12 protein-coding genes are annotated in these 13,141 nt (G+C 69.3%); 5 read left to right on the top strand and 7 right to left on the bottom strand.

The window, feature by feature from the left end; translation table 11 throughout:
- Window positions 1–14 precede the first annotated feature (14 nt).
- From BLW27_RS12325 to BLW27_RS12315, 3 genes are all read right to left on the bottom strand, one after another.
- Window positions 15–2,288 (bottom strand): peptidoglycan -binding protein, encoded by a 2,274-nt coding sequence (locus BLW27_RS12325; protein ID WP_089883693.1) that lies wholly within the window; start codon window positions 2,286–2,288, stop codon window positions 15–17.
- A 3-nt stretch (window positions 2,289–2,291) separates the two neighbouring features.
- Entirely contained in the window at window positions 2,292–3,467 is a 1,176-nt protein-coding gene (locus BLW27_RS12320) for a biopolymer transporter ExbB (protein ID WP_089883692.1), read from the bottom strand.
- 64 nt (window positions 3,468–3,531) lie between these two features.
- The gene (locus BLW27_RS12315) at window positions 3,532–4,059 is read right to left on the bottom strand and encodes a gamma-glutamylcyclotransferase (RefSeq protein ID WP_089883691.1); all 528 of its coding nucleotides are present in this window, start codon (window positions 4,057–4,059) and stop codon (window positions 3,532–3,534) included.
- Between the two features lie 92 nt (window positions 4,060–4,151).
- Here BLW27_RS12315 and BLW27_RS12310 point away from each other — a divergent pair, with 92 nt between their 5' ends.
- From BLW27_RS12310 to BLW27_RS12300, 3 genes are all read left to right on the top strand, one after another.
- Entirely contained in the window at window positions 4,152–5,111 is a 960-nt protein-coding gene (locus tag BLW27_RS12310) for a DUF2125 domain-containing protein (RefSeq protein ID WP_089883690.1), read from the top strand.
- A gap of 103 nt (window positions 5,112–5,214) precedes the next feature.
- Window positions 5,215–6,504 (top strand): acetylornithine deacetylase/succinyl-diaminopimelate desuccinylase family protein, encoded by a 1,290-nt coding sequence (locus BLW27_RS12305; protein WP_089883689.1) that lies wholly within the window; start codon window positions 5,215–5,217, stop codon window positions 6,502–6,504.
- Window positions 6,505–6,668: 164 nt separating this feature from the next.
- A complete protein-coding gene (locus BLW27_RS12300) occupies window positions 6,669–8,138 on the top strand; it encodes an ABC transporter substrate-binding protein (RefSeq protein WP_089883688.1) in 1,470 nt (489 codons plus the stop codon).
- Between the two features lie 78 nt (window positions 8,139–8,216).
- Here the strand turns inward: BLW27_RS12300 and BLW27_RS12295 are convergent, their stop codons facing one another.
- Window positions 8,217–8,825 carry a GcrA family cell cycle regulator gene (locus BLW27_RS12295; protein ID WP_089883687.1) on the bottom strand — a complete coding sequence of 203 codons (609 nt, stop codon included), beginning with the start codon at window positions 8,823–8,825 and terminating at the stop codon, window positions 8,217–8,219.
- Between the two features lie 122 nt (window positions 8,826–8,947).
- On the opposite strand from BLW27_RS12295, the gene BLW27_RS12290 reads away from it, so the two are divergent.
- On the top strand, window positions 8,948–9,757 hold the full coding sequence (locus tag BLW27_RS12290; RefSeq protein ID WP_089883686.1) for an ABC transporter permease: 810 nt from the start codon (window positions 8,948–8,950) through the stop codon (window positions 9,755–9,757).
- Window positions 9,758–9,785: 28 nt separating this feature from the next.
- On the opposite strand, the gene BLW27_RS12285 is transcribed toward BLW27_RS12290, so the two are convergent.
- Window positions 9,786–9,983, bottom strand: coding sequence for a zinc-finger domain-containing protein (locus BLW27_RS12285; RefSeq protein WP_089883685.1), 198 nt, complete (start codon window positions 9,981–9,983; stop codon window positions 9,786–9,788).
- 71 nt (window positions 9,984–10,054) lie between these two features.
- On the opposite strand from BLW27_RS12285, the gene BLW27_RS12280 reads away from it, so the two are divergent.
- A complete protein-coding gene (locus BLW27_RS12280; RefSeq protein ID WP_089883684.1) occupies window positions 10,055–10,981 on the top strand; it encodes an ABC transporter ATP-binding protein in 927 nt (308 codons plus the stop codon).
- Between the two features lie 141 nt (window positions 10,982–11,122).
- On the opposite strand, the gene BLW27_RS12275 is transcribed toward BLW27_RS12280, so the two are convergent.
- A complete protein-coding gene (locus BLW27_RS12275) occupies window positions 11,123–11,491 on the bottom strand; it encodes a histidine triad nucleotide-binding protein (RefSeq protein WP_089883683.1) in 369 nt (122 codons plus the stop codon).
- Window positions 11,492–11,495: 4 nt separating this feature from the next.
- On the bottom strand, window positions 11,496–13,079 hold the full coding sequence (locus tag BLW27_RS12270) for a DUF5928 domain-containing protein (protein ID WP_089883682.1): 1,584 nt from the start codon (window positions 13,077–13,079) through the stop codon (window positions 11,496–11,498).
- Window positions 13,080–13,141 lie beyond the last annotated feature (62 nt).

Here is a 13,141-nt window from a genome sequence, read left to right as displayed (position 1 = left end):
CGCCGTGTGCCGGCCTAGCGCTCGGTCAGCTTCAACTCGATCCGCCGGTTTTGCGCCCGCGCCTCGGGCGTGTCGGCCGGATTGATCGGCTGGTATTGGCCGAACCCGTTCGCGGCCAGGCGCTGCGGCGGGATGCCCAGGTCGTCGATCATGTAGCGCACGACCGACAGCGCCCGCGCCTGGCTCAGTTCCCAGTTGTCCTCGAACCGCGCGCTGCCCCGGATCGGGATGTCGTCGGTGTGGCCGTCGACGCGGATGACCCAGTCGATCTCGGGCGGGATGTCCCTTGCGATGCCGCGCAGGATGCCCGCGATGTTCTCCAGCTCGTCCCGACCGGCCCCCGACAGCTCGGCCGAGCCGACGTCGAACAGCACCTCGGACGAGAACACGAACCGGTCGCCCTCGATCCGCACGCCCTCGGTCTCGGCGATCACGTCCCGCAGCCGCCCGAAGAACTCGCTGCGGTAGCGCTGCAGGTCCTGCGCCTGCGCCTCCAGCCGCTCGCGCTCGGCCTGTTCCAGCTCGCGCCGCCGGCGTTCCTCGGCCGCGGCCCGCGCCAGCGCGGCGTTCAGTTCGGAGCCGAGGTTCTGCAACTGCACCTGCGCTTCCGCGTCGCGCGCGCGGCTGTCGCCCAAGATGGATTGCAGCTCCTGCAATTGCTCGCGCAGCGCGGCCACCTGCTGGTTCAGCAGCTCGGTCTCCCGCTCGGCCTCGGTCGCGCGCTCGCTGGTCTGCGCCAGTGTCTCGCGCGCCTCCGACAGCAGCACGGCGCGTTGCTCGGCCTCGTCCAGGCGCTCCTCGGCGGCGGCCTCGGCCGCGCGCTTCGCCGCCAGCGCCTCGGCCAGGCGCGCGCGCGTCTCCTCGACCGTCGCCCGGTCTTCCATCCGCGCTGCCAGCGCCGCGGCCAGCTGCTCCTCCAGCGAACGCGCCTCCTCGACCCGTTCCTCGGCGCGCGCCTCGGCGGCGGCCAGTTCGCTGCGCAGGGTCTCGACGACCGCCGCGCCTGCGCGCGCCGCATCGACCTCGGACACCAGCTCGGCGTTGCGCGCCTGCAGCGTCTCGACCTCGGCTTCCAGCGCCTCGGCCTCGGCCAGGCGGGCCAGCGCGCGCGCCAGCTGCGCCGACAGGTCCGACAGCCGCGTCTCGGCCGCCTGCGCTTCGCTGCGCGCCGCGGCGACCTCGCGCTCGGCCTCCTCGCTGGTCTCGCCCAGCCGCGTCTCGAGCTCGGCGATCCGGGCTTCCTGCGTCTCGATCCGGTCCTGCAGCGCGTTCGCCTCCTGCTCGCCCTCGACCAGCGCCGCGGCCAGCCGGGCGTTCAGGTCCTCCTCGGCCTCGCGCGCGGCGGCCAGCAGGGTCAGCGTCTCCTCGGCGCGGGCGCGCTCCTGCTCCAGCGCCATGGTCATCGCGGTCAGTTCGGCGTCGGCCTCTTCCAGCCGGCGGCGAAGCGCCGCGGCCGCCTCGGCCTCGGCCAGCCGCTGCGCCTCCTCGTCGCTGAGCGTCTCCTGCAGGTCCTCGACGCGGGTGTTCAGGCTGCCGATGCGGTCCTCGGCCTCGGCGTTCTGCGCGCGCAGGTCCGCGACCAGCGCCTCAAGCGCCTCGCGCCGGGCGGCGGCCAGGCGCGCGGTTTCGACCTGTTCGTCCATCTCGGTCCGGGCCTGCGCCAACGCCAGGTCCAGCGCGTCGCGTTCCGAAATCGCCTGCGCGCGCGCCGCCTCCAGGTCTTCCTGCGTGGCGCGCAGATCGGCGATCGTGCTGCGGGCGGCGTCGCGTTCGTCGGCCAGCGCGTCGCGCTCCTCGGCCAGTGCGGCGCCGCGCGCCCGCGCATCGTCGCGCTGCGCCAGAAGCGTGGCCACGCGATCCTCGAACGACGCGATCCGGTCCTGCGCCGCGTCCAGTTCCGCCGCCTGACGGTCGCGGGTCGCGGTCAGCGTGTCGATGAGGCGCCCCTGCTCGGCCAGCCGCGTCTCGGTGTCCGACAGGGTGGATTCCAGCTCGCCCAGCTGGCTGGTCAGCGCGGTGTTCTCGCGTTCCGACACGCCCAGCGCGCGGGCCAGCTGCTCCACCTCGGCCGACAGCGCCGCCAACTCGTCGTCGCGGCGCGTGATTTCCTCCTGCTGCCGGTCAAGCTGGGTTTCCTGCCCCGAGATCGTTTCGTTCAGGACGAACTGGATGACCATGAAGATCGACAGCACGAAGGTCAGGACCAGCAGCAGGCCGGTCATCGCGTCCACGAAACCGGGCCAGATCGACGATTGCAGCCGCCCACCGGTGCGCCGGGACAGGGCCATCGATCAGCCCCCTTCGCCGCCGTCGCGCCGCGCGCCGCGCGCGATCTGGTTCACGCTGCGCGTGAGCGTCGACAGATCGGTGCGCAGCTCGGCCATCGTCTCCTGCCGGCCGGCGGCCAGTTCTTCGAGAATGCGCAGCATCTGCACGTCGATCGAGCGCAGGCGCATCCGGCTTTCGGCGTCCAGCCCCTCGGATGTCTCCTTCTCGCGGATCGCCTCGGCCAGCAGTTCCTGCCCCTCCGCGATGCGCGCCAGCGACGAGGCCGAAGGCGACGACGCCTCGATCCGCTCGGTCAGCCGCTCGACGCTGTCGGCCAGCTGCCCCAGCCGGGTGTCGACCTCGGACCGGCCCTGCTCGGACTGGGTGAACAGGTATTGCAGGCGCTCCATCTGCTCGGCCATGCGATCCAGCACGACGCCCGCGGCGCCCAGGTCGGGCCCCTCGCTGTCCGAGGAGAACCCCAGTCGCGTGATCGAGCTCAGCCATTCTTCCAGTTCGCGGTAGAAGCGGTTCTGCCCGTGGCCCGCGAACAGCTCCAGCAGGCCCACGATCAGCGAGCACGCCAGGCCCAGCAGCGACGAGGCGAAAGCCACGCCCATGCCGCCCAGCTGGTCCTCCAGCCCGCTCATCAGGCGCGAGAATACCTCGACGCCTTCCTCGCCCTGCTGCGGGGCGAGGTTGCGGATCGTGTCGACCAGCGCCGGCACCGTCGTCGCCAGCCCGTAGAACGTGCCCAGCAGGCCGAGGAAGATCAGCAGCGACACGATGTAGCGCGTGATCTCGCGCGCCTCGTCGATCCGCTGCGCGACCGAGTCGAGGATCGACCGCGTCGACGTGGTGGTGATCTGCATCCGCCGGTCGCGCCGGCCCAGAAGCTGCGCCAGCGGCGCCAGCAGCTGTGGCGCACGGCTGTCCGACCCGCCCTCGGACGCGAAGCGTTCGATCCAGCGCACCGAGTAGATCAGCTGCGCCACCTGCCAAAAGCACGCGACCACGCCCACGACGAAGACCAGCAGGATGAACCCGTTCAACCACGGGTTGCTTTCGAACACCGGCAGGACCCGCGGCAGCGCCACGATCGACCCGGCGATGGACAACCCCAGAACGAGAAGCATCAGCACGACCTGCCGGACGGGCTGTGAGAATTGCAGTCTGGCCTCGAGATCGGCCTGATCCATCGGGCGCGCGCCTCGTCGTTGCGGTGCGGCGAACCTAGAGGGCGTGCCCGTGGAAGCCAAGCGATTATCCGTTAAGATGCCGCACGCGCTCGACAAGCCAGTCGAGCTCGGGATCGGGGATTCCCAGCTCGGACAGGTGCCGCGCGGTGTTATAGAGGTAGTCGGGGTTCGGCCCCCGTCCGCCATGCGCGCGGGCGATGATCGTCGCCTGCTGGTCCAGCGTCAGGGTGCAGTATTGTTCATGATCAGGGTCGATCACGTAGGCCACCGCCTGCACCCGTGTCCCGTCCGTCAGGTCGACCGGCAGGATGCGCTCCAGGTAGGCCGACGAGACCAGTTCGCGCTCGCGCAGGTAGGCGATGGTCGCGTCCTCGGTCCCCGGCTCGGCGCGCAGGGCCAGTCCCTCGCAGACCGACCCCGGATGTTCGTCCAGCGCCAGGACCAGCCCCGGCATCTCGGGCGTGCCGCGATGGTGGATCGACCGCATGCAGAAGCTGCGCGCGTAGTCGGCCAGCCGCCCGTGGCGCTGTTCGGCCACCGGGAACCCGGGGTTCCACAGCAGCGATCCGTAGCCGAAGACCCACAGCGTCATGGACAGCCTCTCCTCGATGACCCGGGCGTCCGCCCTTTCCCTTCCCACGCAGGGGGCTTATTCCAGCGCGCAGACGGGCGAAAGGGGTTGCGATGAAACGGTTGGCCTTCGTGGTGGTGCTTGCGGCTCTCGCCTGGTCGGGGTTCTGGTTCTGGTCCGCCCAGGCCCTGCGGTCCGAGATCGAGGCCTGGTTCGACGACCGGCGCGCCGAGGGCTGGGAGGCGGACTACACCGACCTGTTCATCCGCGGCTTTCCCAACCGGCTGGACGCGACCTTCATCGATCTCGCGCTGGCCGATCCCGACGCGGGGCTGGCCTGGCGCGCGCCGTTCTTCCAGGTGCTGCAACTGGTCTACCGGCGCGGCCACGCCATCCTGATCTTCCCCGACACCCAGACCGTCGTGATCGACGACGACATCTACGCCGTCCAGGCCGACGGGATGCGCGCCAGCGTCAACCTGGGCGAAGGTGACACCGTGCAGCGCGCCGGGTTCGAGGCCGACGTGCTGAATATCGACGGCCCCGACAACGACCTGGCGCTGGCCGGGCTGGCCGCGGGCCTGGCTGCCGTGGACCAGGACGCGCAGGTCTACCGCGTCGGCATCTCGGCCGACGCCGCCGCGGGCGGGGTCGCGGGCGGTGCCGCCGACGGGCTGGCCCTGCAGGCGACCATCGGCTTCGACCAGCCGTGGACCCGCGAGGCTCTGGAAATCGGCCGCCCGCAGCCGGTCTCGCTGGACCTGAGCGGCGCGGAATACCGCAAGGGCGCGCTGTTCCTGCGCCTTGCCGGCGATCTCGACATCGACGAGGCCGGCCGCGCGACCGGCGATCTGGCCCTGCGGGCCGAGAACTGGCGCGACCTGCTCGACGCCGCGGTCGAGGCCGAACGCATTCCCGAGGCGATGGCGCGCACGCTGGAACAGGGGCTCGGCCTCGTCGCCCAGCTTTCGGGCAACCCCGAGACGCTGGACCTGCCGCTGCGCTTCGACGACGGGATGGTCCGTATCGGGCCGATCCCCATGGGCGAGGCCCCGCGCCTGCGTCTGCCCTGACGCCTGCGGGCATCGCCGCATTCATGGCTGCCGCCGCCCCCTTGCGTCCGCTTGCGGACAGCCGGACAGTGATCCGGAAACGAACGCACGCAGGAGAGCACGCATGGACGGACAGGATGCACGGGACCCGCTGGGCGAAAGGATCGCCGCCAAGCGCGACGACCTGATCGAACTGACGCAGGCGCTGGTCCGCATCCCCACCCTGAACCCGCCGGGCGACCTCTACCGCGACATCTGCGAACTGCTGCGCGACCGGCTCGCGCCGCGCGGCTTCGACTGCCAGCTGATCCGCGCGGAGGGCGCCCCCGGCGACAGCGACGCGCATCCGCGCTGGAACATCGTCGCGCGGCGCGAGGGCACGCGCCCCGGCGACTGCGTGCACTTCAACTCGCACACCGACGTGGTCGAGGTGGGCAGCGGCTGGACCCGCGACCCCTTCGGCGCCGAACTGGACGGCGACCGCATCTACGGCCGCGGCACCTGCGACATGAAGGGCGGGCTTGCCGCCTCGATCATCGCGGCCGAGGCGTTCATCGAGGAGCATCCCGACTTCGCCGGCGCGATCGAGATCAGCGGCACCGCCGACGAGGAATCGGGCGGCTACGGCGGCGTCGCCTATCTGGCCGAGCAGGGCTACTTCGACCCTGCCCGCGTGCAGCACGTCATCATCCCCGAGCCTTTGGGCCACGACCGCATCTGCCTGGGCCATCGCGGCGGCTGGTGGGCCGAGATCGAGACCAAGGGCGAGATCGCCCACGGCTCGATGCCGTTCCTCGGCGATTGCGCCGTGCGCCACATGGGCGCCGTGCTCGACGCGTTCGAGCGTGACCTGTTCCCCGCTCTGGCCAACCGGCGCACCGACATGCCGGTCATCCCCGACGGCGCGCGTCAGGCCACGCTCAACATCAACTCGATCCACGGCGGCGAGCCCGAGCAGGCCACCGACTACACCGGCCTGCCCTCGGCCTGCGTGCCGGATTCGTGCCGCATCGCCATCGACCGCCGCTACCTGATCGAGGAGACGTTCGAGGACGTGCAGGCCGAGGTGATCGCCGTGCTGGAAAACCTGCGCGAGACCCGCCCGCGCTTCGACTACGCGGTGCGCGAGATCAACCGCATCACGCCCTCGATGACCGAACGCGACGCGCCGGTGGTGACCACCGTGGCGGGCGCGATCCGCGCAGTGACGGGCCACGACCCGGCCTATGTCGCCTCGCCCGGCTCCTACGACCAGAAGCACATCGACCGGATCGGCCGGTTGAAGAACTGCATCGCCTACGGGCCCGGCGTTCTGGAACTGGCCCACAAGCCCGACGAATGGGTTTCGGTCGACGACATGATCGCCAGCGCGCGCGTCATGGGCCGGGCGCTGGAGACGCTGCTGCTACCCTAGCCTCGCAGCCACGAGAACCGGTCAATCGTTAAGCGATCCTGAATCCGTCTCCGCAAGGCATTGATTTTGCTGGGGCGCCCCGATGTCCCACCGTGGGACATAGGGCGCTTGCGTCCCGCGGGGCTTGGCGGCACTCTCGTCCCGTCAACCACCGGGAGGCCCCCATGACCCGCCATCTCACCCTCGCAGCCCTGCTTCTGTCGGGCACCGCCGCCATGGCCCAGCAGACCGATCTGACCATCGCGCTGCAGCTCGAACCGCCGCATCTGGACCCGACCTCGGCCGCCGCCGGCGCGATCGACCAGGTCCTCTATTCCAACGTGTTCGAGGGCCTCACCCGCTTCACCGAGACCGGAGCCGTCGAGCCCGGCCTCGCCTCGGACTGGGAGATTTCCGAGGACGGCCTGACATACACCTTCACCCTGCAGGACGGCGTGACCTTCCACGACGGCACCGACCTGACGGCCGAGGACGTGGTCTTCTCGTTCGAGCGCGCCATGGCCGAGGACAGTCAGAACGCCCAGAAGGTCCTGTTCGAGAACATCGACACCGTCGAGGCCGTCGACCCGCAGACCGTCCGCCTGACCCTGTCCCAGCCCGACGGCAGCCTGCTGTTCAACCTCGCCTGGGGCGACGCGGTTATCGTGGCGCCCGAAAGCATCGACACGATCAAGTCCGACCCGGTCGGCACCGGCCCCTTCCAGTTCGACGAGTGGATCCAGGGCGACCGCATCACGCTGGAACGCTACGAGGATTACTGGGGCGAGGCGCCTGCGCTGACCGAGGCGACGTTCCAGTTCATCTCGGACCCGACCGCCGCCTTCGCCGCGATGATGGCGCAGGACATCGACGCCTTCTACAGCTACCCGGCACCCGAGAACCTGCCGCAGTTCGCGGCCGACCCGCGCTTCCAGGTCCTCGAAGGCTCGACCGAAGGCGAGACGATCCTCGGCATCAACAACCAGCAGAAGCCGCTGAATGACGTCCGCGTCCGCCAGGCCATCGCTCACGCGATCGACCGGCAGGCGGTGATCAACGGCGCCATGTTCGGCCAGGGCACCCCGATCGGCACCCATTTCGCGCCGCACCACCCCGACTACGTCGACCTGCTCGAGCTGTCGCCCCACGACCCCGAGCGCGCCCGCGAATTGCTGGCCGAGGCGGGCTACCCCGACGGCTTCACCACCACGCTGAAGCTGCCGCCGCCGTCCTATGCCCGCCGCGGCGGAGAGATCATCGCCAGCCAGCTGCGTGAAGTCGGGATCGAGACCGAGATCACCAACCTCGAATGGGCGCAGTGGCTGGAAGAGGTCTTCCGCGGCCGGGATTTCGGCCTGACCATCGTCAGCCATACCGAGCCGATGGACATCAACATCTACGCCCGGCCCGACTATTACTTCGGCTACGACAACCCCGCCTTCCAGGACGTGATGGAGCGCCTGGGCGCGACCGCCGACCCGGATGAACGCGGCAACCTTCTGGCCGAGGCGCAGCGGATCATCGCCGAGGACTACGTCAACGCCTACCTGTTCCAGCTTGGCGTGGCCACGGTGGCCGATGCCCGGATCGAAGGCTTGTGGACCAACGCACCCACGCAGGCTGTCGACCTGACGGACGTGCGCTGGACCGAGTAGCCGCGGACACGGCTAAGAGATGCGAAACGGCCGCCCCGAGGGGCGGCCGTCTTTCGTTGCGGAAGATCGGATGCCGCGTCAGCGGCGGCGGTCGCGGCGCGACGACATCGGCTGGAATGCCACGCCCACATGCGCCTCGCAGTAAGGTTTGCCCTGCTGGACCGGCAGACCACAGAACCAGAAATCCGGCGTTGCCGGGTCACCGACGGGCCACTTGCACGTCCGCTCGGTCAGTTCCATCAGCGTCAGCCGCTTGGCCTTCTTCTCGATCGCACTGACCTTGGCGAGCGCCTCGGGGCTGATCTCGTTCGCCGAAGGCTGCGGCGGCAGAGGCTGGCCCGCGGGAATGATCTGCTTGCGCAGCGGCTGCGGCGCGGGGTCGGGATCGTTCGCCACCTCTTCCGGTGCTGCGGCCGGAGCCGCGGGCGGCGGCGTCGCCTCGCGCATCGGGCGCGGCTGTTCCTTCGCCGGCTTGGCCTCGGCCTTGGGCTTCGGCTCGGGGGCCGGGGCGGCGGCCGCCGCGGGGGCCGGTGCGGCTCCGGCGCGGTTCGACAGGCCCAGCCGGTGAACCTTGCCGATCACGGCATTGCGCGTCACCCCACCCAGTTCCTTGGCGATCTGGCTTGCCGACTGCCCTTCCGACCACATCTTCTTGAGCATCTCGACTCGTTCATCCGTCCAGGACATGGGCATTCCTCATTGAAAAAAGCGGCCGCGCTTCACCGTGGCCGCCCAGCAATTCCGTTGCGCCTATTGTAATCATCGCCTGCGCGGTTACAAGACGCGCGTCTCGTGTCAAGGAGCCGGACATGCCCGACACGCAAAGCTACGCCCCCGGCGATCGCCGCTTCGGTCGCGTCAACTGGCTGGGCCTCTACACACTGGCCGAGCGCGAGGTGCTGCGCTTCCTCAACGTCTGGACCCAGACGCTGGCCGCGCCGCTGGTGACGGCGGGGCTGTTCATGGTGATCTTCTCGATCGCCATCGGGCCGCGCCGGGGCGACGTGATGGGCGTCGACTTCACCACCTTCATCGCGCCGGGCATCCTGATGATGACGGTGATCCAGAACGCCTTCGCCAACACGTCCAGTTCGATCGTGATCGCGAAGGTGCAGGGCAACATCGTCGACACGCTGATGCCGCCACTGTCGCCCGGAGAGCTGGTGCTGGGCTACCTCGCCGGCGGCGTGGCGCGCGGGCTGGTGGTGGCGGTGGTGATCACGATCGCCTTCGCGCTTTTCGTGGGGATCGTGCCGGCGCATCCGCTGATCGCGCTGGCCTTCGTCCTGCTGGGCGCGACCTTCCTGTCGGCGCTGGGAATGCTGGCGGGGATCTTCGCCAACAAGTTCGACCAGATGGCGGCGATCACGAACTTCGTCATCACACCGCTGGCCTTCCTGTCGGGTACCTTCTACTCGGCCGAGGCGCTGCCGCAGGGGCTCTACCAGATCACCCACGCGAACCCGGTCTTCTACTTGATCGACGGGGTGCGCTACGGCATGATCGACGTCAGCGACAGCGATCCCCTGTTCGGCTTCCTCTTCTCGCTGGCCTGGACGCTGGGCGTCTGCGCGGTGACCTGGTGGATGTTCCGGCGCGGCTATCGTCTGAAGGCCTGAGCCGAAGCGCCGGTCGGTCGCACAGCCTTCAGGCCGCAGGTCCCGTGGTCGTATCGCCGGCGTGGTCGCGGTGGACATAGCGCGCGTCGCAATAGGGGCATTCCACCCAACCCTGCGTCGCGGGGATCATCAGCCAGACGCGGGGATGACCCAGCGCACCCTCGCCGCCATCGCAGGCCACGCGGTGGCTGTCGACGATCTTGGTCTCGGGCGCGTCAAAGCTCATGCCATTCCCTTTCGCTGAAGCTTGGCCTACATGCGTTATGAATTAAGCGCATGGCAGGAGCAAGGGACGGCATGACACAGGACGCGATCCGCATCGAGGGCCTCTCCAAGACCTACGACGGTGGCCACCGGGCCCTGCGCGACATCGACCTGACCGTCCCGGCGGGCTCTGTCTTCGGGCTTTTGGGGCCCAACGGCGCGGGCAAGTCGACGCTGATCAACATCCTCGCCGGGCTGGTGATCAAGACCGCGGGCAAGGTCCGGATCTGGGGCTGGGACCAGGACGACAACCCGCGCCAGTCGCGCGCCTCGATCGGGGTGATGCCGCAGGAACTGAACCTCGATCCGTTCTTCACCCCGCGCGGCGCGCTCGAGGTGCAGGCGGGGCTTTACGGCGTGCCGAAATCGCACCGCCGCAGCGACGAGATCCTGGAGATGGTCGGCCTGTCCGACAAGGCCGAGGCCTATGCCCGCACCCTGTCGGGCGGCATGCGGCGCCGGCTCCTGCTGGCCAAGGCGCTGGTCCACCACCCGCAGGTGCTGGTTCTGGACGAGCCTACCGCCGGCGTCGACATCGAGCTGCGCCAGATGCTGTGGGAGAACGTCCGCAAGCTGAACCGCGAGCGCGGCATGACGATTATCCTCACCACGCACTACCTTGAGGAAGCCGAGGAGATGTGCGACGAGATCGCCATCATCAACCACGGCGATCTAGTGGCGCGCGACAGCACGACGAACCTGCTGGGTCAGCTCGATGCCAAGACCATGGTGATCACGCCCGAGAACGCGCCGGACACCCTGCCCCACGCAGACGGGCTGACGCCCGAGCGGCGCGATGACGGCACGATCGCGCTCAGCTACCGCTCGGGGCGCATGTCGGCCGAGGACGTGCTGGAAGCGGTGCGCGCGCAGGGTATCCGCATCCGCGATGTGCGCACCGAGCAGGCCGACCTTCAGGACGTGTTCCTGTCGCTGACCCGCTCGAAACCCGCCGCCTGACCCCGCCCTTCGCCACCTCGCCGACAGGCACGGAGATGCCCGCCTCCGGCGTTCGTGCGCATCCCGAGGACGCCGCGTGAAACGCGACGGACGAGATGACCGGCGCGGGCCGCAGGCCTGCTCCGCATGGCAGCGCCCGGTTCAGGCTGGCGACAGCATCCGCCCCAGCGAACGTCCTGCCAGGATGTGGACGTGCAGGTGCGGCACATCCTGCACGCCGTGCTTGCCCGCGTTCGCGATCAGCCGGAAGCCGTCCGCCTCGACGCCTGCCATCCGGCACACCTCCCCCACCGCGCGCACGAAATCGACGATCTCGGCCTCGGACGCCTCTTGGGCGAAATGATCGAAGCTGACATAGCGCCCGCGCGGGATCACCAGCACGTGGATCGGCGCCTGCGGGCGGATGTCGCGGAACGCAAGGCTGTGCTCGGTTTCCAACACGGTGTCATTGGGAATCTCGCCGCGCAGGATCTTCGCGAAGATGTTCTGGTCGTCGTATTCGAAAGGCATTGGCTCACTCCTCGTCGGCAAACAGGCCGTTCTGGTCGGCGATCCGGTCCGCGATGTCGCGCTCGACCGCCAGGAACGCCTCCAGCGCGGCGGCAATCGCGGCGGGCGCGTCACCCTCGCGGATGCGGACGTGGTCGGCGTGGCGGGCGGACCGGATTCGATCGCGTTCATGCATGATCGCGTTGCGCAGGCTGGGCAAGAGGTCCGACAGCGCCGCGTCGGACGTGTGCGCCCCGGCGAGGCCCAGACGCCTCGCATGGCCCGCCAGCCAGGCATCGGAATGGTCGCATTGCACCTCCAGCAGCCGGGTGCGGTTCCGGTCGCGGGCGAAATCGTCTATCAGCGCGTGGCTTTGGGGATCGAGGCAGATCAGCAGGCGATCGGTATCGTGATGCTCGTACAGCACTTGCAGCGCCGCGCGCCGGTGACGCCCGCGCTTTTCCAGCGTCGTCGCCACGCCGCCGAGGTCGGGCAGCGGGCAATCTTCCTCGTCGAACAGGTAATCGTGGCACGCAAGCCCCGTCGCCTCGCGAATCCGCCCCACCAGCCGCTTGCCGACGTCGCGCTTCTTGCAGACCAGGATCATCAGATCCCAGTCGGGATCCGGCGTCGCCGCCCGCTCCCAGAAGCGGGGCGCGAAACGCTGGCCGATCCGACCCTGGCCCGTCAGGAAGGCGTGAAGCGCCCGCCCTTCGTCCGAGACCGTAAACCCGACGCCCTCGGCGGTGTAGAGCATGTGCAGCCGGCGGCGCAGGTCGAGCGCCTCGCGGCTGATCTTGCGCGCGAACAACTCGCGTTGGCCGACGAGCATGTCGTAGTGATCGTCGTGGAAGACCACCGGCATACCGTAATCCGTGAACGTCAGGAACGTCGGCGGACGGTTATCGATCTCCGCCTCGGGCACCAGATGCCGAACCAGCGTCTGGAAGATTGTCTCGTCGGGGATCCAGGTGGTCCGGAAGAGCCGCTCCACCTCGGGACGCGCGGTCAGGAAGTCCAGCACCGCGTCGACGGTCGCGCGCCGCAGGCACCACCATTGCGACCCGATCATCACCCGCAGGTCATCGGGGATCGCGCGGGTCAGGCCAAGGCGCCTCTGAATTTCGTACATCGCGTAGAAGCGGCGCTTCTGGGTGCGTTCGTTGAACCAGTGGCGGTAGATCAGGCGCTCTTCGGTCCAGCCGGTCCTGATCCAGTTGGAGGCGAAGAAATCGGCGCTTTCGATCCGGTCCACGTTGTGCGCGTCGAGCTGCGCGTGGATGTGCCCGGCCGACTTGATCGGCATGCAGTCCGCCGAGATCAGGAAGAAATGCGTGGCGTCGGCAAAGGCATCGCGCGCGGCCCGCAGCGCGTCGAGCGTCGCGCGCACCAGGCTCCATTCGCCCCAGCCGCAGCGCGTGCGCCGGGGCGCGAAGACCACGTTCGCATTCCCGGACAAGCCTTCGCACAGCGCCTGCCACGTCCCGCGCGGGGCCCGCGCGTCCAGGTGCACCGCCACCGCATCGCCCGCCGCAGTCAGACTACGCACCAGCGCGATTGCCGCGTCCGCGTCGTCGTGGCACAGCAGAATGTAGGCTATCCGTGCCACCCGTCCCCCGGCCGCCGCCCATCGGCATAGTTTCGTTGAACAATCCGGATTTCTTTGCTCTT

It is taken from the genome of Citreimonas salinaria (assembly GCF_900107235.1).
GTDB classification, from domain to species: domain Bacteria; phylum Pseudomonadota; class Alphaproteobacteria; order Rhodobacterales; family Rhodobacteraceae; genus Citreimonas; species Citreimonas salinaria.
The sequence above is the reverse complement of the archived record's forward strand: the minus strand, read 5'-3'. Positions and strand labels throughout refer to the sequence as shown.